This is a genomic window from Pseudomonas fluorescens, from assembly GCF_902497775.2.
Lineage (GTDB): Bacteria > Pseudomonadota > Gammaproteobacteria > Pseudomonadales > Pseudomonadaceae > Aquipseudomonas > Aquipseudomonas putida_F.
Genome location: NZ_OZ024668.1, coordinates 3,673,990 through 3,698,561, shown reverse-complemented (window position 1 = coordinate 3,698,561; position 24,572 = coordinate 3,673,990). Strand labels below are relative to the sequence as shown.

The 24,572-nt window shown below is 62.5% G+C and carries 26 protein-coding genes; 12 read left to right on the top strand and 14 right to left on the bottom strand.

What is annotated here, in order from left to right:
* Nucleotides 1–4 precede the first annotated feature (4 nt).
* Genes F8N82_RS16905 through F8N82_RS16895 form a run of 3 tightly spaced genes read left to right on the top strand, consistent with a single transcriptional unit; the run spans nt 5 to nt 1,858 of the window.
* Entirely contained in the window at nt 5–418 is a 414-nt protein-coding gene (locus tag F8N82_RS16905; protein ID WP_038996346.1) for a hypothetical protein, read from the top strand.
* Nucleotides 419–465: 47 nt separating this feature from the next.
* Nucleotides 466–1,404 (top strand): 2-hydroxyacid dehydrogenase, encoded by a 939-nt coding sequence (locus F8N82_RS16900; protein WP_038996345.1) that lies wholly within the window; start codon nt 466–468, stop codon nt 1,402–1,404.
* 46 nt (nt 1,405–1,450) lie between these two features.
* Entirely contained in the window at nt 1,451–1,858 is a 408-nt protein-coding gene (locus F8N82_RS16895) for a GFA family protein (RefSeq protein ID WP_038996344.1), read from the top strand.
* Here F8N82_RS16895 and F8N82_RS16890 read toward each other — a convergent pair.
* Nucleotides 1,851–2,744, bottom strand: coding sequence for a LysR substrate-binding domain-containing protein (locus F8N82_RS16890; RefSeq protein WP_038996342.1), 894 nt, complete (start codon nt 2,742–2,744; stop codon nt 1,851–1,853). The two genes, F8N82_RS16895 and F8N82_RS16890, sit on opposite strands and share 8 nt — an antisense overlap.
* Nucleotides 2,745–2,897: 153 nt before the next feature.
* On the opposite strand from F8N82_RS16890, the gene F8N82_RS16885 reads away from it, so the two are divergent.
* The 3 genes from F8N82_RS16885 (at nt 2,898) to F8N82_RS16875 (ending at nt 5,161) form a co-directional block, all read left to right on the top strand.
* Nucleotides 2,898–3,830, top strand: a complete 933-nt coding sequence (locus F8N82_RS16885; RefSeq protein ID WP_038996341.1) for a DMT family transporter — start codon at nt 2,898–2,900, stop codon at nt 3,828–3,830.
* A 120-nt stretch (nt 3,831–3,950) separates the two neighbouring features.
* On the top strand, nt 3,951–4,289 hold the full coding sequence (locus tag F8N82_RS16880) for an FKBP-type peptidyl-prolyl cis-trans isomerase (RefSeq protein WP_038996340.1): 339 nt from the start codon (nt 3,951–3,953) through the stop codon (nt 4,287–4,289).
* A gap of 209 nt (nt 4,290–4,498) precedes the next feature.
* Nucleotides 4,499–5,161, top strand: a complete 663-nt coding sequence (locus tag F8N82_RS16875; protein WP_038996339.1) for a histidine phosphatase family protein — start codon at nt 4,499–4,501, stop codon at nt 5,159–5,161.
* 3 nt (nt 5,162–5,164) lie between these two features.
* Here F8N82_RS16875 and F8N82_RS16870 read toward each other — a convergent pair whose 3' ends face one another.
* Nucleotides 5,165–5,851 (bottom strand): hypothetical protein, encoded by a 687-nt coding sequence (locus tag F8N82_RS16870; protein WP_038996338.1) that lies wholly within the window; start codon nt 5,849–5,851, stop codon nt 5,165–5,167.
* On the bottom strand, nt 5,851–6,612 hold the full coding sequence (locus F8N82_RS16865; protein WP_052251557.1) for a hypothetical protein: 762 nt from the start codon (nt 6,610–6,612) through the stop codon (nt 5,851–5,853). Before F8N82_RS16865 ends, F8N82_RS16870 begins: the two co-directional genes overlap by 1 nt.
* A 269-nt stretch (nt 6,613–6,881) precedes the next feature.
* Here F8N82_RS16865 and F8N82_RS16860 point away from each other — a divergent pair, with 269 nt between their 5' ends.
* Nucleotides 6,882–8,825 (top strand): S-type pyocin domain-containing protein, encoded by a 1,944-nt coding sequence (locus F8N82_RS16860; protein WP_038996337.1) that lies wholly within the window; start codon nt 6,882–6,884, stop codon nt 8,823–8,825.
* Nucleotides 8,822–9,085 carry a hypothetical protein gene (locus tag F8N82_RS16855; RefSeq protein ID WP_038996336.1) on the top strand — a complete coding sequence of 88 codons (264 nt, stop codon included), beginning with the start codon at nt 8,822–8,824 and terminating at the stop codon, nt 9,083–9,085. Before F8N82_RS16860 ends, F8N82_RS16855 begins: the two co-directional genes overlap by 4 nt.
* A 63-nt stretch (nt 9,086–9,148) precedes the next feature.
* Here the strand turns inward: F8N82_RS16855 and F8N82_RS16850 are convergent, their stop codons facing one another.
* Nucleotides 9,149–10,057, bottom strand: a complete 909-nt coding sequence (locus F8N82_RS16850) for a LysR family transcriptional regulator (RefSeq protein WP_038999528.1) — start codon at nt 10,055–10,057, stop codon at nt 9,149–9,151.
* 105 nt (nt 10,058–10,162) lie between these two features.
* Between F8N82_RS16850 and F8N82_RS16845 the strand changes: the two genes are divergently transcribed.
* A complete protein-coding gene (locus tag F8N82_RS16845) occupies nt 10,163–11,404 on the top strand; it encodes a D-amino acid dehydrogenase (protein WP_038996335.1) in 1,242 nt (413 codons plus the stop codon).
* A 35-nt stretch (nt 11,405–11,439) separates the two neighbouring features.
* Nucleotides 11,440–12,351 carry a transporter substrate-binding domain-containing protein gene (locus tag F8N82_RS16840; protein WP_176470417.1) on the top strand — a complete coding sequence of 304 codons (912 nt, stop codon included), beginning with the start codon at nt 11,440–11,442 and terminating at the stop codon, nt 12,349–12,351.
* A gap of 27 nt (nt 12,352–12,378) precedes the next feature.
* Here F8N82_RS16840 and F8N82_RS16835 read toward each other — a convergent pair whose 3' ends face one another.
* Entirely contained in the window at nt 12,379–12,816 is a 438-nt protein-coding gene (locus F8N82_RS16835) for an Lrp/AsnC family transcriptional regulator (RefSeq protein WP_038996334.1), read from the bottom strand.
* Nucleotides 12,817–12,947: 131 nt separating this feature from the next.
* Between F8N82_RS16835 and F8N82_RS16830 the strand changes: the two genes are divergently transcribed.
* Nucleotides 12,948–13,853: a DMT family transporter gene (locus F8N82_RS16830; RefSeq protein WP_038996333.1), complete on the top strand. Its 906-nt coding sequence runs from the start codon at nt 12,948–12,950 to the stop codon at nt 13,851–13,853.
* Here F8N82_RS16830 and F8N82_RS16825 read toward each other — a convergent pair.
* From F8N82_RS16825 to F8N82_RS16785, 9 genes are all read right to left on the bottom strand, one after another.
* A complete protein-coding gene (locus F8N82_RS16825; protein ID WP_038996332.1) occupies nt 13,840–14,532 on the bottom strand; it encodes an alpha/beta hydrolase in 693 nt (230 codons plus the stop codon). The two genes, F8N82_RS16830 and F8N82_RS16825, sit on opposite strands and share 14 nt — an antisense overlap.
* Before the next feature lie 103 nt (nt 14,533–14,635).
* On the bottom strand, nt 14,636–15,496 hold the full coding sequence (locus F8N82_RS16820; protein ID WP_052251556.1) for a glutathione S-transferase C-terminal domain-containing protein: 861 nt from the start codon (nt 15,494–15,496) through the stop codon (nt 14,636–14,638).
* Between the two features lies 1 nt (nt 15,497).
* Entirely contained in the window at nt 15,498–16,145 is a 648-nt protein-coding gene (locus F8N82_RS16815) for an FMN-dependent NADH-azoreductase (protein WP_052251555.1), read from the bottom strand.
* Nucleotides 16,146–16,327: 182 nt separating this feature from the next.
* On the bottom strand, nt 16,328–16,765 hold the full coding sequence (locus F8N82_RS16810; RefSeq protein ID WP_038996331.1) for a PaaI family thioesterase: 438 nt from the start codon (nt 16,763–16,765) through the stop codon (nt 16,328–16,330).
* 12 nt (nt 16,766–16,777) lie between these two features.
* The gene (locus F8N82_RS16805; protein WP_038996330.1) at nt 16,778–17,854 is read right to left on the bottom strand and encodes an acyl-CoA dehydrogenase family protein; all 1,077 of its coding nucleotides are present in this window, start codon (nt 17,852–17,854) and stop codon (nt 16,778–16,780) included.
* A 9-nt stretch (nt 17,855–17,863) separates the two neighbouring features.
* On the bottom strand, nt 17,864–18,988 hold the full coding sequence (locus F8N82_RS16800) for an FAD-dependent oxidoreductase (RefSeq protein ID WP_038996329.1): 1,125 nt from the start codon (nt 18,986–18,988) through the stop codon (nt 17,864–17,866).
* Nucleotides 18,985–20,931 (bottom strand): asparagine synthase (glutamine-hydrolyzing), encoded by a 1,947-nt coding sequence (gene asnB / locus F8N82_RS16795; RefSeq protein ID WP_052251554.1) that lies wholly within the window; start codon nt 20,929–20,931, stop codon nt 18,985–18,987. The genes F8N82_RS16800 and asnB overlap by 4 nt, the downstream gene beginning before the upstream one ends.
* A gap of 86 nt (nt 20,932–21,017) precedes the next feature.
* A complete protein-coding gene (locus F8N82_RS16790; RefSeq protein ID WP_052251553.1) occupies nt 21,018–21,800 on the bottom strand; it encodes an enoyl-CoA hydratase-related protein in 783 nt (260 codons plus the stop codon).
* Nucleotides 21,801–21,803: 3 nt separating this feature from the next.
* Nucleotides 21,804–22,991 carry a hydroxymethylglutaryl-CoA synthase gene (locus tag F8N82_RS16785; RefSeq protein WP_038996328.1) on the bottom strand — a complete coding sequence of 396 codons (1,188 nt, stop codon included), beginning with the start codon at nt 22,989–22,991 and terminating at the stop codon, nt 21,804–21,806.
* 670 nt (nt 22,992–23,661) lie between these two features.
* On the opposite strand from F8N82_RS16785, the gene F8N82_RS16780 reads away from it, so the two are divergent.
* Nucleotides 23,662–24,567, top strand: coding sequence for a LysR family transcriptional regulator (locus tag F8N82_RS16780; protein WP_038996326.1), 906 nt, complete (start codon nt 23,662–23,664; stop codon nt 24,565–24,567).
* Nucleotides 24,568–24,572 lie beyond the last annotated feature (5 nt).

Genomic DNA, 24,572 nt, shown 5'->3' with positions numbered 1-24,572 from the left:
GACTATGAACAGCATCGCACGCCTGACCCTTCTCTCCCTGGTTGTAGGCTTGAGTGCATGTACCGTTCATCAGCCCTCCGAACCCACCGCGCCGCCGATCGAAACCTGGCCGCCGGGGCCGAGTACCAAGCCTGCGCCCAAGCCCGGTGCGGTGCCGAGCAAGCCGGCCGTCACTCCGGTGCCCAAGCCAGTGCAGCGTACCTCACCGAGCTTTGCGCCACCGCCGGGTGGCGCCAGCCACTGGGACCCGCGCCTGGGCGTGTACGTGCTCGACGGCAAGACCAACACCTTCTACCGTCAGCGCACCTACTACCGCTGGAACAACGGCTGGAGCTGGTCGACCAACCTCAACGGCCCCTGGCAGGAAACCGACAGCAGTGGCGTGCCGGGCGGTCTGGGCCGGGCTTTCGCCCAGTAACCTGAGATGCGCATAATGCTTCCTCGCGAATAGCCCGGGAGCATGGCATGACACAGACGGTACTGGTGCTGGTAGAAACGGTCGACGACTACCTGCCCCTGTTGCAAAACAATGGCTTTCGCCTGATCCGCGCGCAGACCCCAGCGTTACGCGCCGAGGCCATTGCCCGTCATGGCAGCGACATCGATGCAGTGCTGACCCGCGGCCCGCTGGGCCTGTATGCCGACGAAATGACCGCGTTGCCGGCCTTGAAAATCATCTGCGTGATCGGCGCCGGTTACGAGCAGGTCGACCTGGCCGCCGCCGCTGCACGGGGCATCACAGTGACCAACGGCGCCGGGGCCAATGCCACGGCAGTCGCCGACCATGCCATGGCCTTGCTCCTGGCGGTGGTGCGCGATATTCCCCGCGCCGATGCCTCGACCCGCCGTGGCGAGTGGAACCGGGTGATCAGCCCCTCGGTGAGCGGCAAGCGCCTGGGCATTCTCGGCCTGGGCGCGGTGGGCCTGGCGATTGCCAAGCGGGCGGCGCAGGGCTTTGACATGCCGGTGAGTTACCACAACCGAAAACCGCGTAGCGACGTGGCTTATCACTACTACGACAGCCCCTTGGCCCTGGCCCGGGAATCGGACTTCCTGATCGTCGCCACGCCGGGCGGCGCCACTACCCGCCAGTTGATCGACAGGCCGGTACTCGAGGCCTTGGGCGCGGACGGCTTTCTGGTCAACATTGCACGGGCCAGCGTGGTCAGTACGGCTGATCTGGTCGATGCCTTGGCAAGCCGGGTGATTGCCGGTGCCGGGCTGGACGTGTTCGATGACGAGCCGGCAGTACCCGAGGCCTTGAAGGCCTTGCCCTCGGTGGTGCTGACCCCGCATGTTGCCGGTCAGTCGCCGGAGGCGGCACGTGACACGGTGCAACTGGTGCTGAAGAACCTGCAGGCGTTCTTCGCCGGCGAGCCGGTGCTGACCCCGGTCACTGCATAACAGCTGCTAGACTTGCTGCCTACCTCTCCAGCTAGGAGCCTTGATCATGTCCCTGGAAAAACACGGCAGTTGCCTGTGCGGCGCCGTCAAACTCAGTGTCAGCCTGGAAAAAGCCAGCGTCAACGCCTGCCATTGCAGCATGTGCCGGCAGTGGGGTGGCGGGCCGTTCCTGTCGGTGCACTGTGCGCAACCGGTGAAATTCACCCGTGGCCAGCCGGTGTTCCATGACTCCTCCGACTGGGCCCAGCGCGGTTTCTGCGGCACCTGTGGCACGCACCTGCTGTACCGTCTGAAATCCGGCAATTTCGATGCGGTATCGGTGGGGGTGCTTGAGGGTGACACCGACTGGGTTTTCGACCTGCAGGTGTATGTCGACAAGAAACCGGGCTACTACTGCTTCGCCAACCAGACCCAAGAAATGACCGCGGCGCAAGTCGAGGCCCTGTTCAACTGAGTGCCAGCAACCAGTCCTCGAACACCTGCGCTGCGGGCGAGCGCAGGGCCTGCTTGTCGTGCACCAGGTAGTCGGCCTGGCCGGTGTGCACGACAAATTCCGACACCTGGCGGATCGAGCCGTTGTCGATCCGCTCGCGGGCCATGAACTCCCAGCCCAGGCCCACGCCCATCCCCTGCATCACTGCATCGAACACCAGGTTGACCTGGTTGAAGGTCACCGCATTGGCCGGCGCCTGATAACGCAAGCCCTGGTGGCCGAACCAGTCCTGCCAGTCCAGGCAGTTCCAGGCCGAGGCATCCAGTTGAATCAACGGCAATGCCTGCAGCTCGCTCAATGAATGCACGGCGGGCAGGGCTCGTTTGACGCTGGCAATGGGATAGATGGCCTCATCGAACAACTTGCTGGCCTTGAGCGAACTCCAGTGGCCATGGCCATAGAGGATGCCGAAGTCGTAGTTGCCGATATCGCTTTCGCTGATTTCGTTGCTGGCGTGAATGTTCACCGTCAGCTCCGGGTGTTGCTCGTTGAAGCGCAGCAAGCGCGGGAACAGCCAGTACTGGGCCACCGCATGGGTGCAGATGACGCTGACGTTGCGGCTGCCGTGGCCGCTTTTCAGACGCAGTACATTGGCCAGCAGACTTTCGAGCATAGGTTCGACGATGGCGTTGAAGCCCTCGCCCGCCTGCGTCAGGGCGATGCCTCGGGCGCGGCGTTCGAACAGCAGCGCACCCAGATGCTCTTCCAGCACCTTGATCTGTTTGCTTACCGCGCTTTGGGTCAGGTACAGCTCGCTGGCGGCGCGAGTAAAGCTGCCGGTACGCACCACCGCCTCGAAGGCGATCAGGGTGTCCAGAGGCGGCAGGTGACGGCTGAAGCGGCTCATGTGACGGTCCGGTCTGGGGAATGCCTGAATCATAAGGTCGATGCTTTCAGTGCGAAAGGTATTCCCTGTAGGAATGTCTGCATGCCGAATGATCTTTTGTCCAGGCGCTGTCCAGGCGTTAGCCTGCGCACTTCTTTGAACAGGAGCGGGCACGTGAAACGGGGTGTGGCGTATGCCGGGGTAGCCGGTGCGATGTGGGGGCTGGTGCTGATGGTGCCGCAGTTGTTGCCGGAGTTCAGCCCGGTGCTGCTCAGTTGCGCGCGTTTCGTGCTGTTCGGCCTGGTGACCCTGGTGCTGGCGATCCCCATGCGCAAGGCCCTGGGCCGCCTGACCCTGAGCGATGTGTGGATGATCGGGCGCCTGGCGCTGATCGGTAACCTGCTGTACTTCATCTGCCTGGTCGCGGCGATCCAGCGCTTGGGCGTGGCGCCGGCGTCGCTGATCGTCGGCGTACTGCCCCTGACCATCACCCTGTATGGCCGCCATGACAGCGACGGGGTGGCGCTGCGCCAGTTGCTGCTGCCGCTGGGCCTGATCCTTGCGGGCATGCTCTGCATCAACCTGCAGACCTTTGCCCTCGAACCCGGGGCGGCGGCCGACAAGCTTGTAGGTGTGCTCTATGCCCTGGGTGCGCTGGTCTGCTGGACCTGGTACGCGGTGCACAACAGCCGCTACCTCAAGCAGTGCGGGCATTTCGACAGCCATCAATGGTCGGTGCTCAACGGGGTGATGACCGGCGTATTGAGCCTGGTGCTGGTGGCGGTGCTGGCGCTGTGGCAGCCGGCCCAGTTGCAGGTCGACGCTGCGCCCGAGCGCTGGCTGCTGTTCTGGCTGTACAGCCTGGGGTGCGCGGTGTTCGGCTCGTGGCTGGCGGCCTTGCTGTGGAATGCTGCCTCCAAGCGCATGCCGCTGACCCTGAGCGGCCAGTTGATCGTCTTCGAGACCCTGTTCGCCTTGCTCTACGCCTTCATCTGGCGCCAGAGCGGCCCGAGCCTGCTCGAAGGCCTGGCGATAGTCCTGGTGATCGGCGGCGTGTGCTGGTCGATGCGCCAGCATGAGCCGGGCAGGGCGCCAGCGACAGCCTGAGGCCGGTGTGGGAGCGGGCTTGCCCCGCGATGCCATGATGGTCATGGGCCTTGCAAAACCCCGCCAACCCTGCGAAAACGCAGCCCACCCAAGGCATATCCCGTTTCAACGAGGTCAAGCATGAGCAGCGAACTGCAAATCATCGATATCCAGCCAGGCGACGGCAAGGCCGTGGTCAAGGGCGCGCTGATCACTACCCAGTACACTGGCTGGCTCGACGACGGCACCGAGTTCGACTCCTCCCACAGCCGCGGCAAGGCGTTTCAGTGCGTGATCGGCACCGGTCGGGTAATCAAGGGCTGGGACCAGGGCCTGATGGGCATGCAGGTCGGCGGCAAGCGCAAGCTGCTGGTGCCGGCGCACCTAGGCTACGGCGAGCGCAGCATGGGCAAGATCCCGCCCAATTGCGACCTGACCTTCGAGATCGAATTGCTCGAAGTCCTAACCCGCGACGATTGAGCGCCGTCCGTCTTAATTCAGCAACATCAAGGCTCTACAGTAGCTCTGGCTCAGGGATGAGCGCTCAGGGATCGAACCAAATGGCATTCTTGCACTCTGAAGCATGCCCGATTCCACGGATGGAACATCAGACAGGGATCCCCCCGCGGCTTCGGCCGCGGGGTGGCACAGGCGGGTCAGCCTCAACCCTTTTTGCTGTGAAGAGCCCTATGAAGTTGCCCTCCCTGTTCAAGCGTCATCGTCACGCTGCGTTGTCCCTTGCCCTGCTTGCCGGTGTCGGCCTGCTGGCTGTCGAGGCGGTGGAAAGCCGCGCGGAACCTGTGGATGGTGTGCAGACCCTGGTGTTCCTGCGCCACGCCGAAAAGCCCGGCGAGGGCCTTGGGCAACTCAATTGCCAGGGCCTGAACCGCGCCCTGGACCTGGCCACCTTGCTACCGGAGAAATTCGGCAAGGCCGACTATGTGTTCGCCGCCGATCCGTCCCGGCATGTCGAAGAGGGCAGCAAGGACGACGCCTACAGCTACATCCGCCCGCTGATGACCATCAGCCCCAGCGCCATCAAACTTGGCTTGCCAGTGAACATCGACTTCGGTGCCAACGACACCGGCGAGCTGGCCGACGAACTGCTGCAGGACAAATATCGCAACGCCACCGTCTATACCGCCTGGTCCCACGGCTACCTGCCGGAACTGATCAACACCGTGGCCGGTAAGGCCCTGGGTGAAAAGCGGGTGATCACCGACGACTGGGACGGTGAGGATTTCGACTCGATGTATGTGCTGACCCTGACCTGGCATGACGGCAAGGCCAGCCTGCTCAGCCGCAACTACAAGCAGGGCCTGAACAACGGCGAGCACAGCTGCCCCAGCTGATGCTCAGTTCAGCGCTTCGAACTGCCCCTTGGCCTCGCGCCATTCAAATACCTTGCCCAGGCAGTTGCTGTTGGCTTCCAGCAGCACCTGGGTGCTGCCGCCTTCGAGGCGTACCTTGAGGCTGTCGATACCCTGGCTGTAGCAACCGGGCAGGCCCACCTCAAGGGTTTGCACGCGCTTGCCGCTGGATTTTTCCATGACCTCGATGGTCTTCACCTGGTCGTAGTCATCGGCCAGCGGAATCTGGAAATAGAAGCGTTCGGTAGACACCGCCTGAGGCAATGACGGGGTGCCCGCAGGCCAGACTTGCTGATGACCAAAGTCAGCCACCAGGCGCAACTCCAGGGGCAGTTGCCGGGCGTTGGCGTAGGCCGTCCAGGTGCCGAGCATAGGCTCTCTGATGGCGTTGTCATCGGGGTTGTAGAACCTCAGCCGAGCCGTGGGCAAGCCGCCGCCGTCCAGTTCATCCATCGACAACTGGCGGCTGTAGTTCACCGAGCGCTTGAGGCGGATCGGCGTGCGATAGCGATCGTAAAAGTAGAACCCATGCTTGTAGTCATTGGTTTTCTCGATCACCAGGGTGATCGCCTGCTTGCCCAAGGTGCCGTGGTACACCGACTGGTAAGCCTGGACGCCGAGGCTCAGGCCGAGCAGCCCGGCAGCCAGCAGGCATTTGCCTAAGCTACTCATCAGTTGCGCTCCCTGGCTTGCTGCTCGGTCTTGAGCTCATAGCGACTGCTGTCCGCCTGGTACACGTAGTACTGCAGGTCCTCACCGGCCGCGCCACCGCTGGCCAGTTGCCCGACCGGCGTGGCTTTGAAATCGATCACCCCATCACCGTTGAAGTCGGCAAAGCTCAGGCTGGCACTGCCCTGGAAGAACAGCGCCAGGTTGTCGATGACCTGCACCGGCTGGCCGCTGCTGCGATCGAGGATAGTGATGCGATTGACGGTACCGACATGCTCGCCTGCGGCCTTGTGCGCATGCACGCGAAACAGCCTGCGCCCGTCCAGTGGCAGTTGCAGCAGTTCGCCCTGCCAGGATGCGTCCTGGCGGTTACTGAAACGCGTCACGCGCTTGAGCGCCAGCGCTTGTCGCTCGCGGTTGCGCAGGTTCACCCGGGTGCCGTGCAGCTCGCGGTCGTGGCTGAAGGCAAAAGGCTGAATCAGCAGCGCGGCAGAGGGCAGTTCCGGGTTATCCAGGAGATTGATCAACAGTGGCAGGCGAACGTCGTGGGGCGTGCGTTCAAGAGGGATGAGCCACTGACGCTGCTCCTCAAGCCAGTAACCCTCGACGGTCTTGTGCTGGGCGTCGTAAGTCAGGGCGACTTCAATGGCGGTGTCGCCCTGGGTGCCCTGGTAGACATTGACGGGGAGGGCAGCCTGAGCTGCGGCGCAGGGCAACAGGGTTGCCAGGCTGAGCCTGAGCAGCAGCCTTGGGAGGGGGATCATTTGAGCAGGGCGTCCATGCAAAAAAACTGCAGCAAGGCTAACAAACCTGAGGGGTGACGGCGACTGCTGATAGGTGTGGACGGAGCGCTCTATATGAGACTGGTTCTCTTCAACGTCCTTTCTACCGAGTCCTATGCAAGATGAGCTAGTCAAATAGTGCTGGTTAAATATACAGTAGTTTTGTCGTCCACGAAGGATGACCAACCAACGACCGGGGTTCAAAAACCATGGCTTGATTGAAAACGTCCAAGCAGTCAAAGGATAGAAATATGCCAGGAAGCATTGTTTTACCTCCCATCATCATTACCGGTAGAGAACAGATCTATGGTCCAGGCGGGGGCGGCGGCTACGATCCCAACGCCGACCTGAGCTACAACCTTAGTATTCTCCAGCAGCCGGATGCGCTGCAGTCGCTGACCAAACAGAACTTGCGCGGGCGGATCTACAGCTCGCTGCTGTCGATCCGGAGCAAACTCCAAACCTTCTTTTCGGCCAAGCTTGCAACGATTTCGGCGGACACCGAAAGCGAGATGCAGGCGGCTGGTGTACGCAACGAGGCCTCTTACCAGACCTCGACCGACACCGAAAACGCCAAACGCACGGTAGACGGTCTGATTCAACTGAAAAGTGCACAGTTCAGTGCCTATCAGGCTTTGGCACTGGGCTACTCCGGGAGCGATCCACTGACGCTCACGGATGCACAGCTGGGACAGATCGTCGCCCGGGAAATGGGCTGGAACCTGGGCCAGTATCCGGCGCTGGGCAAGGCCCAACAAGACCGCTTCGGCGATTCCTACAGTGCCGCCTACCAGGCGAAGATCCTCGCCGAAGCCATCGCCATTCTGAACCGCAAGTCTGCTGCGCTGGCGGCGCGGCTAGCTCAGGTTCAGGCTGCTGAAGCCGAGGCGCGTCGGGTCGCGGCCGAACAGGAAGCGCGTCGTCTGGCCGAAATCAAGCGCCAGGCTGAAGAGCACGCGCGACTGGCTGAGGCCAGGCGTCAAGCCGAAGAGCAGGCGCGTCAGGCCGAAGCCACGCGTAAAGCCGAGGAACAGGCACGTCTGGCGGCCGAGGAGGCGATTCGCGCCGCCAACACCTTCAGGGTGCCGGTTGCCGGAAACAAGGCCCAACTCAGTGCCGTGGCAGGTTCCATCGCCCTCGCCACGGGGTCGAAGTTCAGCCTCGATGCCGCCATCCAGGGCGCTATCAAGTTGTTGCAGGCTGCAGCCGGTGTTGTACTCGATCGCGCCACCGGCGTGGGTATCGGTTTGCTGGTTTACTCACCCTCGCTGGGTAACAGTGACCGATTCCCGTCGACCTCGCTGACGGTTCCGGCCGGCAGCCTGACGCCGAATCTGCCGCAGAACCTGGCGGCGATCGCCGCGGCTGGCGGTACGGTCGACATGCCGTATCGGGTGGTTGGCAGCCGTACGCAGTACTCGGTGGTCAAGACCAGTTCGGCAGGTGGCCTGTCGCCGAAGGTCAAGGTCAGGCTGCTGACCCTCAATACTGCGCGCAATGCCTACACCTTCACCAGCGCTGATACACCGCCGATCACCTTGAGTTTTCCCATTGCAGCGCCTGGCAACAGCTCCACGGGCACCCCGGCAAAACCTGTGGACGTGCCGGTTTACACTGGGGTTACCCTGACACCGATCCAGGTTGAGGGTGAGGTCTTTCCTGCGGTTAACCCGTTGGATATCCATGACGGCATTTACGTCTTCCCGGCCGATTCGGGATTGGCGCCATTGTATGGTGTGTACAACTCACCTTATGAGGGTGCCACCACGGTCGGTGTCCATAGCGGGCGAAAATACAACCCTGCCAAGGCGGGCGGACCCGTCCGGGAGCTGGACTGGAAGAGCGCATCGGTCACTCAGGCGGGAGTCGCGCTGGTCAAGCTGCACACCGGGCGCTTTGCTCCCTCCGACGCAAACAGCATCATGATTGCCCGGCTGGAGAAGATCCTGCGCGGCGAGCTCCAGGTCACCGATACTGACAAACGCTTTTACACCCACGAAATCAGGGAGCTGGAGCGTTATCGTGCGCTCGGCGTCAAGGATGGTCGTGAAGACCACTCGGTATGGAATGATGCCCATACGGCAACGCTTGAGGACTACGGCATCAACGAGCGCACTGACTCGCTCTATACCCAGCAAGCGAAAGAGGCGGGCGAGCAGCAGGAATACAAGGAAGCTATGAGGGATTTGAAATGAGCACTATCAAAGACATTATCTTGAATGAATCTGTAGTGGATGTACTGACGGCCCTCCTGCCGGGGTCTTCTATTCAGAACGTCGACCGGATGTACGTTAACTACAAGTTCGACGTCATCGCCAGTGGCGAGTTGGTGAACACCTACAACAAGCTGCTTGCCGATGGTGTATTCGCCACGGGTGAAAACGGCCGTACCATCAAAGGCCCGAAATGGAAGGCGCCTGGCTTTGTGACCAGCAAAAAGTACGCTGGCAAATAAAGCCTCTCTGAAACTCCAGTGTTTGTAGAAGGCCCCGCTCAGGCGGGGCCTTTTTATTCAGGCTCAAGCGCCTCGGGTGACCAGCGCAATCTGCTCCTGCGCCCGCTCGGCGAAATACTCCAGCAACTCATCCAGGGTGTGCGGGTGGCTCTCGTTGGCACGGGTCAGGGCATACAGGGTAATGGGCAGGGCAGGATTCAACGGCCGCACCAGCGTTTGCGCCGAACCCTGGGCGGTAAACGGATCGATCAAGGCCAAGCCGGCACCGGATTCGACCATGGCCCGGGCCAGGGAGTAGGTCTGCACGCGGATGCTGATACGCGGCGCCGGCTCCAGGTTTTTCAGGTACTGGCCGACCTGGGCGGCCAGCGGATCGCTGCTGCTCAGGCCGATCAACGGCGCATCGGCCAGGGCTTCCAGCGCCAGCGGCAGGCCCTGGCTGTCTGCGCTCCAATAGCCCTTGGGGGCCAGTGCCACCAGCATGCCATGGGCCAGGGGCTGCACAGTCAGACCGGGGTGTTCGGGGTGGCGCAAGGTCAGGGCGACATCGATCTCGCGCATCAGCAACTGCTGTACCAGCTCGCGGCTGTGCAGGCTCGACAGTTCACACTCGGATTGCGGATGACGCTCGGCCCACTGGCGGATCACTGGCGGGAACAGCGACAGCGCCAACGCCGGTGTTGCCCCGATACGCAGGGTCATGCCCGGTTGCCGGCGCAGGCTGGCGGCCAAGCGCCGAACCGCTTCGACGCTGTCGCTGACCTTGTCGACCTCACGTTCCAGGGCCAGGGCCTCCGGGGTGATCTGCAACTTGCCACGCACCCGCAGGAACAACGGGAAGCCCAGCTGCGCTTCGGCGTGCTGGAGTATCTTCGACACCGCCGGCTGAGTGACGTGCAGCAACTGCGCGGCGCCGCTGATGGAGCCGGTCTGGCGGATGGCCTGGAACACTTCGATATGACGTAAGCGCATGGGGCAGCCCATAACCTTTGTTTATGGTCTGCCCATTTTTATTCATTATCGCCAGGCTGTCACCGGGCCTAGTCTGAAGGCCTTCAGATAGGTGGATGAAAGCACATGGCACAGCGAGTAACGGTCATCGGCGGCGGGGTCATCGGTCTGGCAACGGCTTACGCCCTGGTGCGCGACGGTTTCGCCGTTGACCTGATCGAGGCCCGCGAGAGCTTTGCGGCCGGCACCAGCTTTGCCAATGGCGGACAGTTATCGTATCGCTATGTCGCGCCGCTGGCCGATACCGGGGTGCCGCTGCAGGCGCTGGGCTGGCTGCTGCGCAGCGAATCGCCGCTCAAGCTGCGCCCGCGCCTGGACCTGGCGCAGTGGCGCTGGATGGGCGCGTTCATGGCGGCGTGCCGGACTTCGGTCAATCGCAGCAATACCGAGCACCTGTTGCGCCTGGCCTTGCACAGCCAGCGCACGCTCAAGCAATGGCGAGAGGACGATGGCCTGGACGGCTTTGCCTGGCGGCGCAACGGTAAGCTGGTGACCTTTCGCAACCGTGCAAGTTTTGATCGTGCCCGCCAGCACCTGCTCGACCCGCAAGGCCAGCAGGTATTGGACGCGCAGGAGATCCGCGCGCTGGAACCGGCCTTGGCCGATGCGCCATTCGTTGGCGGGGTGTTCACCGCTGATGAAGAGGTCGCCGATTGTCATCGTTTCTGCCTGGCCCTGGTCGAGCGCCTGCAGGCGTCGGGGCAATGCCGCTTGATGCTCGGGCAAACGGTGACGCGTATCTGTCATGGCAGCGGGGTGGTGCAGGGGCTGGAGCTGGGCGAGCAGCGCTTGCCGGTGGAGCACCTGGTGCTGTGTGCCGGGCACCGCAGCGCCAGCCTCGGCCTGCCGGGGCTGAAGCTGCCGATCTATCCGCTCAAGGGCTACAGCCTGACCGCGCCGATCAAGGCCGGCCAGCGGGCACCGCAGGTGAGCATCACCGACTACGACTGCAAGATTGTCTATGCCCGCCTTGAAGACCAACTGCGTATCGCTGCCATGGTCGATATCGTCGGCTTTGATGAATCGCTGGATCCGGCGAGATTGGCCAGCATGCGGCACTTGGCAATGGCGACTTTGCCCGATACCGCCGACTATCAACAGGCCCGCGAATGGGCCGGCATGCGCCCGGCAACCCCCAGTGGCGTACCGTTGCTCGGTGCCACGGCCTACCGCAACCTGTGGCTCAACCTTGGCCATGGTGCCCTCGGTTTTACCCTGGCCTGCGCCAGTGGCCAACTGTTGGCCGAACTGATCGGCGGCCGCGCGCCGTCAATCGACATGCACGGCCTGACCCCTCGGGCGGCCTGACCCGAACAAGAACAACAACCGCAAGGAGTGTCCCGATGTCGATTACCTGTTTGCACCGTCCTGCTCTGCTTGCCCTGTCATTGTGTTTCGCGCAGCCGCTTCTGGCTCAAACCCCTGCGCTCACTGGCAGCCTGAAGAAGATCGCCGAATCCGGCAGCATCACCCTCGGCTACCGCGACTCGTCCATTCCTTTTTCTTATGTGGGCGATCACAGCGGCAAGCCCATGGGCTATTCGGTCGACCTCGCGGCGGAAATCGTCAAGCACCTGCAGGCCAAGCTGGCGGTGCCGCAACTCAAGGTGCGCTACAACCTGGTGACCTCGCAGACGCGTATCCCGCTGGTGCAAAATGGCACCGTCGACCTGGAGTGCGGTACCACCGGGGTCACCGCCGAACGGCAGAAACAGGTGGATTTCTCCTATGGCTTTATCTTCGTCAAAGGCCAGCTGCTGACCAAAAAGGACAGCGGCATTCAGGGCCTGGATGACCTCAAGGGCAAGAATGTGGTCAGCACCGCCGGCACCACCAACGAGAAGTACCTGAAGAACTACAACCTGGAGCACAAGCTTGGCGCCTCGGTGATCAGCGCCAAGGACCACGGCGAAGCGTTCATGATGTTGCAGTCCGGGCGCGCGGCGGCGTTCTACATGGATGATGCGCTGCTGTACGGCGAGCGGGCCAAGGCGCGCAACCCCCATGACTGGATGGTGGTGGGTGAGGCGCAATCGAAGGAGATCTACAGCTGCATGGTGCGCAAGGGTGATGAAGGGTTGTTGGCGCTGGTCAACGAGGCGCTGGCGGATGTCTATCGCAGCGGGCGCATCGACGGGATCTACAACCGCTGGTTCCAGCAGCCCATCCCGCCCAACGGCCTGAACCTGGAGTTTCCGATGACCAGTGAATTGAAGGGGCTGATTGCCCAGCCCTCGAGTGAGCCGGTGCAGTAACGCCGCTCCTACAGGGTTGTGCAGTGTTCAGGCCATTGGCGGCAAGCGGCGTTTCACCGGGGTCTTCTTGACGATTGCGGTATTGGTCTCGGCATGGCTGTTGAGCTTGTCCAGCACGCTGTCCAGCGCTTCCATCGAGCGTACGTGCAGGCGCGCGATGAAGCAGTCATCGCCAGTCACCTTGTCGCATTCGGTGAACTCGGGGATGGCCATGATCTGGCGCTCCACCTCCTGCAGTTGCCCCGGCAGCGGCCGGACCCGGACGATGGCCTGCAACTGGTAGCCGAAACAGCGTGGGTCGATCTCCACCGTGTAGCCCTTGAGCACGCCACGTTCTTCAAGGCGGCGCAGGCGTTCACTGACGCTGGGTGCTGACAGCCCGCTCAACTGTGCCAGGGCCTTGAGCGAGCGCCGCGAGTCTTCCATCAGCGCCTTGATCAATAGTTGGTCGATATCGTCGGTCATACAGGTCTCGTTAGGCAAAAAGCGAAAGTTGCCTTGATAGTAAAGGTACAAAGTCAGTCTAGCCTGTTTTATCCGCTGGAAGGGTCGCCGCCACCATTGCCATAATTTGCCCATCGTCAAGGAGGTGAGTGATGGACAGTTCAATACGCCGTGGGTCGTTCGAGATGGTCGCCGCGATGCTGATTTCCGGGACCATTGGCTGGTTCGTGCTGGTGTCCGGGCAACCGGTGCTGGATGTGGTGTTCTGGCGCTGCGTGTTCGGTGCCGGGACCCTGTTGCTGATCTGCCTGGCCATGGGCTTTCTCAAGCCCAGTATCCTGACTCTGACCACCTTCGCCCTGGCCGTGCTCAGCGGCGTGGCCATCGTCGGCAACTGGGTGTTGCTGTTCGCCTCTTATTCGCGCGCATCGATTGCCATCGGCACCGCGGTGTACAACGTCCAGCCGTTCATGCTGGTGGGCCTGGCGGCGCTGTTTCTCGGTGAGAAGATCACCGTGCCGAAACTGTTCTGGCTGGGGGTTTCCTTTGTCGGGATGCTGGCGATCGTCAGTGCCCATGGCAGCCAGGGCGGCAGTGGCAACGACTACCTGCTGGGCATTGCCCTGGCCCTGGGCGCGGCGTTTCTCTACGCCGTGGCGGCGCTGATCATCAAGCGCCTGAGCGGCACGCCGCCGCACCTGATCGCGCTGATCCAGGTGTGCACCGGCATTCTCCTGCTGGCGCCCTGGGCGAACACCAGTGGCCTGCCAGGCGACGTCGGCGCGCTGGCCAGCCTGGTGACCCTGGGCATCGTTCACACCGGGGTGATGTACGTGCTGCTGTATGGCGCGATCCAGAAGCTGCCGACCGCCTTGACCGGGGCGCTGTCGTTCATCTACCCGATCGCGGCGATCTTCGTCGACTGGTTCGCCTTTGGCCATCGCCTTGAACCGCTGCAATGGCTGGGTGTGGCCGCGATCCTGCTGGCCGCGGCCGGCATGCAGCAAGGCTGGTGGTTCAAGCCTGCGCTCAAGGCGCCGGCGGTCAAGCCAGACTGACGGCTGCACGGTCGATCAGGGCTGCCACTTCGGCGGCCCTGGACACCAGCGAGGCATGGCTGGCCTCCAGCGTCAGCAACTCCTTGGGCTTGAGGCGTGCCGCCATGAATGCCTGGTTATCCGGGTGGATCATCCGGTCTTGGGCCGAGAGCTGATACCAACTGGGCTTGTGTTTCCACGCAGGCTCGCCGACGGGGTCACCGAAGGTGCTGGCCAGCGGCGCCTTCTGGGTCACGCTCATGATCAGCCCTTCATCCTTGCTCAGGTCCTGGCAAAAACTCTCATGCAGTTTGTCGGGTTTGATCCACAGGTAGCCATCGCCGTCCGGTTGCAGGTTGGCCGCGGCTTTTGGCGGGTTCTTGGCGGTGATGGCGCCGGGGCTTTCGCCGCTGTCCGGGGCAAAGGCGGCAATGTAGACCAGGCCGGCGACATTGGCCTGGTTGCCCATCTGGGTAATCACCGCGCCGCCATAGGAATGCCCGACCAGCAGCACCTTGCCGGGTATCGAGGCGACCATCTTGCGTGTACGTTCGGCGTCGTCGGCCAGCGAGGTCAGGGGCATTTCCACCGCATGCAGGTTGCGGTGGCCCAGGCGTGACAGTTCGAGGATGACCCGACTCCAATGGGCGGCGCCGCCCCAGAAACCATGGACCAGGACAATGGAAGGGGTGTCGCTCATGGCCGTTCTCCAGCGCGAAGGGTGGGAATGGCAGTGTAGATGCTCGTACCTGATCATGATGGATCCCGCCGCCACGCCAGTTCGGCGTGGCGGCAGGTCCGGATCAGTTCAGCCAGGGCAGGGCAGGGCCCTGGGGGACGATACGGGTCGGGTTGATGTGGTCGTGGGAGTAGTAGTAATGCAGCTTGATATGGGCCATGTCGATGGTGCGGTAGATTTCCGGGATGCGCACCAGGCGGCACAGGTACTCGTACAGCGCCGGGTACTCGCTCAAGGTCTTGAAGTTGGCCTTGAAGTGCACGTAGTACACCGCTTCATAGCGAATCAGGGTCGGCAGCAGGAACAGGTCGCTCAGGCTCAGCGTGCCACCGACCAGGTAGGGTTGCTTGCGCAGCCGGTTCTCCAGGGTATCCATGGCTGCGAAAAACTGCGCGAAGGCCTTGTCGTAGCTGTGCTGGTCGGGGGCAAAACCCATGTGGTAGACCATGCGGTTGATGTTGCTGTGCAACCAGCTGTTGAGCTCGACGATGTCGCAACTGGAGCGCTCCGGTACCAGATCCAGCGGCGTGCGCGCCAGTGGCAGCAGGCGGGTAGCCATCTGTAGCGCCAGCTCCGCCGAGTCGTTGTGGGCGATGCAGTCCTTGCGCCGGTCCCAGAGCACCGGCACTGACTGGTTGCCGCTGAAGTCCGGATGCGAGCGTTGGTACAGGGTCGATAGCAGCGTCACGTCCTTGTGCAGCGGATCCTGGTCGCGCTCATCGAACTCCCAGCCCTTGTCGTAGCGACGCGCCGCCACCGAGGTGACATCCAGCGCGTCGCCCAAGCCCAGCAGACTCTGCACCAGGTGCACACGGTGCGAAAACGGGCAGGCGTGGGAGATGTACAGGTGGTAGCGATTGGGCTCGGCCACCAGTTCACTGAGGATCAGCGCTTCACCCGCAGTATTGTCGTTCGCTTTGGACATGTTACCTCCCTTGCGCGGCAGCCAGGCTCAGGCGCGGGCGTGCGCCCATTGATTCGATGCTGTGTTGGATCTGCGAGCGGGCGGCAGCCAGGCCTTTGGCCAGGCTTTCCTCGCCCATGCCCAGGCCTTCGGCATAGATGAACTCGACACGCTGCAGGCCGATGAAACCCAGGGTTTGCGTGAGCCAGCCGGCCAGGCTGTCGCTGCTCTGGCTGTAGACGCCACCGCTGGTGTTGAGCACATGCACGGGCTTGTCGTTGATCAAGCCAACCGGTGCGCCATCGACGTAGTTGAAGGTGACGCCGGCACGCACCAGGTAGTCGACCCAGGCATGCAGGATCGACGGCGCACCGAAGTTGTAGCGCGGCAGGCCGATGACCACACGGTCGGCTTCCTGCAGTTCCTCGATCAGTTCATTCGACAGTTGCAGGGCGGCACTGGCCTCGGCGCTGCTGGCGTCGCCGCCGTACAGGGCATCCATGGTCACGGCGTTGAGATGGGGGATTTGCTGGGCATGCAGGTCACGGACGACGATAGAGGCTTCAGGAATCACCTCCTTGAGTTCAGTCAGGAAGTTGTCGACCAGTTGCCCGGAAAAGCCGCCGTCGGTTTTGATCGAAGAACGAATGACCAGTACTTTGTGATTCATTGTTTGAACTCTTGTGATGAGGGAGTCGCTAAAGTTTTTAACAATTGGCCGGACAAAAATAGCGCAGATATTCAGGTTCAAACTTCAAGGGTCTTCATGTATTTCCAGGCCGCCACGCAAACAGCCCGGTGGCGCAGGCAAGGGCGCCACCGGGCTGTTTGCCAACGCTATCGGCGCGGCTTTTACCACTGGTGCTTGAGACGAAACTTGGTCAGTTGTGCGCTGGCCACCTGGGTGCGGCTGCCGTCGGCATTGAGCCGCCAGGCGTCGGCCTGGGTGAAGATCAGGTTGCGACCGTCGCGGATCACCCGGGCCTGGAACTCCAGTTCGCTGTGCAACGGGCTGGCCGACATCAGCATGGTGTTGAAGCTACTGGTCAGGGCGTATTCCTCGGGGCCGAGGATCGGCAGGGTGGCGAGCATGCTGACGACATCGAGCATCGAATAGATCACCCCGCCATGCAGGGTGTGGCTGAGGTTGTCGATGGCCTCGGTGACCCGCAGGCGGCAGGTGCAGGCCCCAGGTGTCTGCTCCAGTAGTTCGAGCCCGCAGTAGCGCTGGTAGGCATGTTCGAGCAGCGCGCTGGAGTGGGCGGCGGCGTGTTCACTGATCTGATTCATGGTTGTGTTCCTTCACAGTTGCCGGGCAATGATTTCCAGCATGATTTCGTGGGTGCCGCCGCCGATGGCCAGCAGGCGGGCGTCGCGGTGAATGCGTTCGACGCTGTTGGGCGCCATGCAGCCGTGGGCGCCCTGTAATTGCACGGCATCGCGGGCAATGGTTTCCAGGGTCTGCACCGCGCTGTTCTTGGCAATGGCTACCTGATGGGCGCTCAACTGGCCGGCGGCCTGCAGGGTCACGCAGGCTTGCACGTAGTGGCGGCTGACGCTCAATTGCGCGTAGTGCTCGCTGAGGCGCTGGCGTATCACTGATTTTTCGATCAGTGCCTTGCCGCCGACCTGGCGCTGCTTGCACCAGGCGATGCTGTGCTGCAGGGCGATATCGGCCGAGGTACTGGCCATCACCGCCAGGTTCAGGCGCTCCTGTTGCAGGCTGCCCTGCAACAGGCGGCCGACACCGCCGGCCTTGGTCAGGCGCACCACCGGAGTGTTGTCGAAGCTCAGGTCGGCCAGGGGCAGGCAGCGCCAGCCCAGGCATTGGCGTGGTGTATGGCTGATACCGGCAGCCGTGGTGTCGACCAGGAACAAGGCCAGGCCGTCTTCGCAGTGGCCAACCAGCAACAGCCAGTCGGCCCGGGCACCGTTGCAGATGAACGCCTTGTGACCGCTCAGGCGGTAGCCGCCGGCATGCCGCTCGGCACGGCAGGTGAGGGCGTGCAGGTCGGAGCCGGCCTGGCTTTCGGTGATTGCCAGGGCGATGCTCTGGCGGCCATCGAGTACCGCCGGGATCAGCTCGGCAGCCAGTTCCGGGGCGCTGGCGTGTAGGGCCTTGAGGCTGACAAGGTGCGAACCCAGGCCCATGGTGATGCCCTGGGCACCACTGCGGGTCAGCTCTTCGACCAGAATTGCCAGGCGCTGTGGATCGTCCGGCAACACGGCGTTGCTATGGCCCAGGTTGAGCAACCCGGCCTCGCCGGCCTGCTGATTGAGCCGCGGCGGGTAGGCCCCGAGCTCCTCCCACTGCGCCACGTAAGGGCTGATGTGCTCGTTGACAAAAGCACGCACGTCGTTGCGAAAGACTTCGCTCATGCTCGTTCCTCAGAAGACGGTGGTTTGGGCCAGGTCATGGAAGCGGTTGACGATCGGCAGGATGCGCGCCGGGGTGACCGCACTGTCTTCCTCGAAGTAGTACAGGTCGGTCATGTCGCGCATCACTTCCAGCATCACCCGCGAGCGTTCGGCAGCGCGCACCTGGTAACGCTGCAGGGCGGCATCGAGGCTGTCGTCGCACAGACCGATCAGGGCCTGGGCAAGCATGAAGCCATTCTCAAGACCCAGGGTCAGGCCATAGCCGAGGGTCGGCAGCATGGCGTGAATGCTGTCGCCGAGCATCGCCACCCGGCCGTTGTGCCAGCGCCCGGCACCGGTCAGGGCCATCATCTTGTGGGTGAGGATCTGTTCGTGCGGGGTGCGCTCGATCATCCGCAGAATGTCCGCGGGCAGGTCGGCGAACAGCTTGAGCAGGCCTTCACGGTCATGCAGTGGCTGGTCATGGTGCTGGTAGGCGGCGAACCAGTAGCGGTAGGGGCGGTCGGCCGCCAGCGGGTAGGTGACCACCCGCGAGAAAGCCGAGGTGAAGATCTGGCAGCGGTCGTCGTGCAGCAGCGGCGAATCGAACTCGACCATGCCGCGGCTGGCCACCAGGCCCGTGTCGTAGGGGCGCAGACCGGGTTCCAGGCACTGGCGCACGGTGGAACCGACGCCGTCGCTGCCGATCACCAGGTCAAAGTCCTGCTGATGGCCGTTGCTGAAGTGCACCCGGGCCCGGTCGCCGAGGTTGTCGATCCGCTCGCAGCCCATTTCATAGCGCACCTGGTCGGCGCCGAGCTTTTCGCGCAGCAGGCCGAACAGCTCGCTGCGTGGAAACATCACCGCAGGCGCCGGAATCTCCAGCCCGGTGGGGCGCACCGGTTGGCTGTGGATCAGTTGGCCATCGCGACCGTGGGTATCCAGGTACTCGATGGCTTTGCCGTGCCGCATGAACTCACGGTCATTGAACAGAAAGCGCAACACCTGCACGCCTTGGGGCCAGACATAGATCCCGGTACCGGCATCCCGCGGCCCGTGACTGCGCTCGTACACTGTGCAGTCCAGGCCGAAGCGCTTGAGCATGAGGGCGCAGGCCAGGCCATTGAGGCCTGCGCCAATGATCGCGATCTTCATGCCGCCACCCCTGCATCCAGCGGGTTCCAGTGCTGGCCGGTCATGCGGTAGCGACGTTGCAGCAGGCACAGGCTCGTCAGTTCCATCAGCATCGGGTCGAGCAGGCCCTGCTCCTGGGCCGACAGGCTTGGCAGCTGGTTGAGCAGGCTGCGCACCTTGGCCGCGTCGAAGAACGGCAGGGCGTCCAGGTCGCTGCTGTTGAGGGTGTCCTGCACCAGTTGGTACAGGCGCCCTTGTTGCTGCAGGGTTGCCGGTGGCGCGCGGAAGTAGTGCTTCTTGCGTTCGTACAGGGCGGTTGGCAGGTAAGGACGCATGGCTTCGCGGAAGACGAACTTCTCGGTGGCGCCACGGACTTTCATCCATACCGGCATCTGGCAGGCCAGCTCGACCACGTGGTGGTCCAGCAGCGGCACCCGGCCTTCGATGCTGTTGGCCATTTCCATGCGGTCACCAAGGGTGGTGAGGACAAAGTTGGGCAGGTACGACTTGGCCCACAGGTACATCGAGTTGTGCACCGGGTCGCGGTCTTGCAGCTTGCTGTGATCAAGGCGATCGAAGAACTGGCGGTACGGGTCGATACCGGCAAACTGCTCGCGGAAGTCGGTGCGGTACAGGCCTTCCAGGGCCTTGAACCAGCCCGCCTGGTTGTCCAGCCAGGACACCCCGTGCTTGAGCTGATTGACCATCCAGTGGATGTCCTGGGGCATGTGCGCGCCGGTGTAGCCCTGTTCGTTGTCCTTGATCCGCTGGCGCAGCAGGCTGATGACCTTGGGGTCTTGCTGCTCGTTGTTGTACAGCAGCATGTCGCGACGAAAGTGCGGGTAGCCGGCGAACACTTCGTCGGCGCCTTCGCCGGTCAGTACCACCTTCATGCCGGCCTTGCGGACTTCGCGGCTGAGGATGTACTTGGCCACGCCGTGGGCGTTGAAGAACGGTGTTTCGTTGTGCCACAGCGCCTGTTCGAAGTTGTCCGCCAGGTGGTCCTGGGTAATTTCGATGGTGTGGAAGCGCGCATTGTTGTGTTCAGCGGCCATGCGCGCAAAGCGGTTCTCGTCGTAGTCGTCCATGTCGGTGAACGACAGGTTGAAGGCATCCAATGGCTCGCCGTGCAGTTTGGTGGCGATCCCGAGCATGGCCGAGGAATCGATGCCACCACTCAGGTACACCCCCATCGGGACATCGGCGCGCAAGCGCAGGCGCACCGATTCTTCGATGGCTTCGCGAACCGCCTGGATCATCCCGGCTTCGTCGGCAGGTGCCACGGCGTCACGGCGGGCGAACTCCATGTCCCAGTAGCGACCGCTGTGCAGGCCGCCGTGGTCGACCATGATCCAGCAGCCGGGCTGCACGCTGCGCACGCCTTTGAACAGCGTGTGGTCGCGCAGATAGAAGGCGCGGCTGGCGTAGGCGTTCTCGTCCCAGGCAGCGCTGACACCGGCGGCCAGCAGGGCCTTGATCTCCGAGGCGAAGTACCAGTTGCCCTCGTGCTGGGCGTAGAACAGCGGCTTGATGCCCAGGCGGTCACGCACGGCCAGCATCAGCCGGCGCTGGCGGTCGAACAGCAGCAGGGAGAACTCGCCGCGCAGGCGGTTGAGTCCGGCCAGGCCCGAGCGGCGGTACAGGTGCATGGCGATTTCGCTGTCCGAGGCGGTCTTGAAGGTGGCGCCGTCGGCTTCCAGTTCGGCGCGGATGCGTTCGTGGTCGTAGAACTCACCGTTGACCACGATCACCAGGTCGCCTTCATCGGCAACGATCGGTTGCATGCCATTGTCCAGGCCGATGATGCTCAGCCGGGTATGGCCGAGCACCGCGTGCTCACCCGGGTCACGCCAGAGGCTGTGCTCGTCCGGGCCACGGTGATTGATCGCAACCAGGGCGTCGAGCACCGCCTGGTCAGGTACGTTGTGACGATTGGACTGATATACACCGATAAAACCACACATGACAAAATCCTTTTTGAATGAGGTCGGGCGTCGCCATCGGGCGGCTCCGGGGTGCGGGGGCAGATTCACCCGCACGGTGTCAGGGTTCACTCCAGCCAGTCAGGCCGGGTACGACTGAAGAAAGCGTTGAGTCCGTGCTGGCCTTCGTCCGAGGTCCGCAAGCGGGCGATCAGCCGCAGGTTCTCCGGCTGTTCTTCGAGCAGACCGTCCTGTCGGCCCAGGCGCAGGAGCATGTGCTTGACCGCACGGCTGGCCTGCGGGCCGGTCTGCAGGAGCAGGCCCAGCCAGCGGTCGCGGCAACTCTCGAGCACCTGCTGCGGTACCTGCTTGTGCACCAGTTGCAGCTGCACCGCGCTGTCGCCGTCGAAAATCTCCGCCGAAAGCATATAGCGCCGCGCCTGGCGCAGACCCATGGCGCGCACCACATAGGGGCTGATCATCGCCGGGGCCAGGCCCAGGCGCGCTTCACTGAAGGAGAAGCGCGTCTGATCGGCTGCCAGCACGTAGTCGGCACAACACAGCAGGCCCAGGGCACCACCGAACACCGAACCCTTGGCGACGACGATGACCGGTACCGGGAAGTTGTCCAGGCGTTGCAGGACTGCGGCCAGGAGGCCGGCATCCTTCAGGTTCTGGGCTTCGCTGAAGGCCAGGCTGCGGCGCATCCACTCAAGGTCGGCGCCGGTGCAAAAATGCTCCCCGGCACCATCCAGTACCAGGGCCCGCAAACCAGAGCGGCTGGCCAGCTCGTCCAAATGCCCGGTCAAGGCCTGCATCAGGCTTTCATTGAGGGCATTGCCGGCATGTGGACGGTTCAGGGTCAGGCAGGCAACCGTTGGCTGTAGCCAGCTCAGAAGCGCTTCGCTCATGGTCTAGCTCGCCATCTGCAGTTGCTGGGCGGTGCTTTCGTACAGGCGGCGGTAGCCTTCGGCGCCGCAGTAGCGGAAGGCGCCGGTGGTTACCCGTGGGGTGCTGTAGTCGGCGCTGGCCGGCTGGTTGTTGCCGTAGAACCAGTCGCTGTACTGGGCGTGGCTCAGGCGGGTGCGCTGGGCGAGCATGCGGGCATGCTGCTGGCGCCGCGAGTGGGCCTGGTAACCGTTGACCACGGTGGCGCTGAAGAATTCGCCAACGCTGCCCGAGCCATAGCTGAACAAGCCGATGTGCTGGCCGCTGAGGTCTTCCTCGGTCTTGTCCAGCAGCGACAGCAGGGCGATGTACAGCGAGGCGGTATAGCAGTTGCCGATGGCTTTGCCATACAACTGGCTGGTGCTGTAGGCCTTGTCGCCGAGCGCCATGGCGGCTTGCGGTTCGATAGTCTCGAATACCGAGAAGGCCTTTTTCGCCATCTTGGTGAACGGCTGGTGGAAGCACAGGTAGCTGATGTCGCTCAGGGCCAGGCCGCCATCGGCGCGGTAGTTCTGCCAGGCGTGTTGCAGCGACTCGAGGTAGACGTCGATCGACAGTTTGCCGTCTACCAGCGCGGTGCTACGGTAGTTCGGCCGCCAGAAGTCCATGACGTCCAGGCTGTAGCGGCCCTGGTGCGGGTGGATCTCCAGCAGGCGCGGGTTTTCGCCGACGATCATCGCCACGGCGCCGGCGCCCTGGGTGCATTCGCCCTCGGAGTTCTGCTCGTAGCGGGCGATGTCGGTGGCGATCACCAGGACCTTTTCCTGTGGCCGCTGGCGTACCAGGGCGCAGGCCATCTGCAGGCCGGCGGTGGCGCCGTAGCAGGCCTGCTTGAACTCCACCACCCGGCAATCGGCGCGCAGGCCGAGCAGGCTGTGGACGAACAGACCGGCCGATTTCGACTGGTCGATCCCGCTTTCGGTTGCCAGGATCACCGTGGCGATGCTGGCCCGGGTCGCGTTGTCAATCAACGGCAGCGCGGCGTTGGCCGCCAGGGTGACGATGTCTTCGTCAGGGGCGGGGACGGCCATGAATTCCTGGCCAATGCCCACCAGGTATTTATTCGGGTCGATATTATGCCGCGCGGCAAGTTCATCGAGTGAAAAGAAGTGCTCCGGTACAAACAGCCCAATATCGTCAATGCCGATTTTCATGTGTATACCCAGTTTATTATTCGTTCGAGAAGTTGCTGATACACGCCCGGTTGTTGTTCTCCGGTGCCGACTTATCCAGTTGCAAGTGGCGATTGAATTATTGCGGCTGAAGGTTCAATCAGGAAAAGCGAATTATTCAGATAGGAATCATGAGGGGGGTTCATGGGTTGGTGATTGTTGCTTTTTTATGTCCGTTTGCCCCCGGGTAAAGGCTCTGGTTGCTATTCGTGATTCGCTTGATGGCTTTGTAACGGGCAGGCTAAAGCCTCGCGCAAGCACGAAGAAAAGAGTACCCGATAAAAACAAAGTTTCTTTATTTTTCCAGTTTGTCCGACAGTTGGGTGTTAGTTAAATAATCGGCTGGTGCCGTCGGAAGGTCGCTTTATGGCATGTTTATGCCGCTGCAGGTAGGCGTTGATTACGCAGTTGGCGATCGCCTTAGTTGCCCGTGATTTATCCGTGAGGTTCATCGCCTTCTCCCAGAAGGTCAGTGTTCTTCCATGATTGAATAAACGGCTGCATGTTCAGTTGTCGCATGAAGGCGTCTGCCGGGAAAAGTGAATTAAGTAGCGTTGATCCGGTCACCCGCTTCATGTATTCGCCGTGGCTGTGGTACAACCCCCGGGTGGCGTCGTTGACGCCCCGATGCCGGTCATACAAGGAGGTAGGCATGTTTTCCAAGATCAGTCTCGATCAGTGGCGCGCGTTCGTGTCGACCGTGGAGTGCGGTGGGTTTCAGCAGGCTGGCGAGCACATGTACAAATCCCAGTCGGCGATCAGCCACTCGGTCAATCGCATGGAGATGCTGCTGGGCCAGGAACTGTTCATCATCGAAGGGCGCAAAGCTGTGCTGACCCCGTTGGGCAAGGCCCTGCTGCCCCAGGCCAAGCACTTGCTGGGCGCGGCGCAGAAGCTTGAACACCTGGCCAACCAGTATCAGCCGGGGCTGTTCACCGAGCATGCGATGGCAGTCGATGTGTTGTTCCCGATCGAGTTGCTGCAGCAAGGGTTGCATGAGTTTTCGTCCACCTTCAAGGATCACCGCATCCGTTTGTATGAAACCGCGTTGTCCGGTGCCCGCGAGCTGCTGGAAGACGGCAAAGTCGAGCTGGGCATCGCCAGCAGCCTGCCGTCCGGTTACCTGCAGGAGTTCCTGCTCAACGTCTCGCTGATCTGCGTGGTGGCGGCCGACCATCCACTGGCGTTGGTCGAGGGCGAACTGAGCCTGGACGACATGAAGACCCATCGTCAGGTGGTGATTCGCGACTCGGGTACGCGCAATTCACAGAACAGTGGCTGGCTCGGCACCTCCCAGCGCTGGACGGTGAGCAGCCTTGCCGCCGCCAAGATCTTCGTCGATCGCGGCCTGGGTTTTGCCTGGTTGCCGGAGCATGTGATCGCCGACGAGCTTGCCGACGGGCGCTTGCGCCGGGTGCCGTTGCAGCACCAGCGCGAGCGTGAAGTGCCGATGTACATGGGCTATGCCGAAGAGTTCAAGCACAGTCCGGAGGTGCGGCTGATGGCTCAGATCATTCGTCAGCTGTGCCAGCGGCAAAAGGAAGGCATCCAGGGCTGACCGGA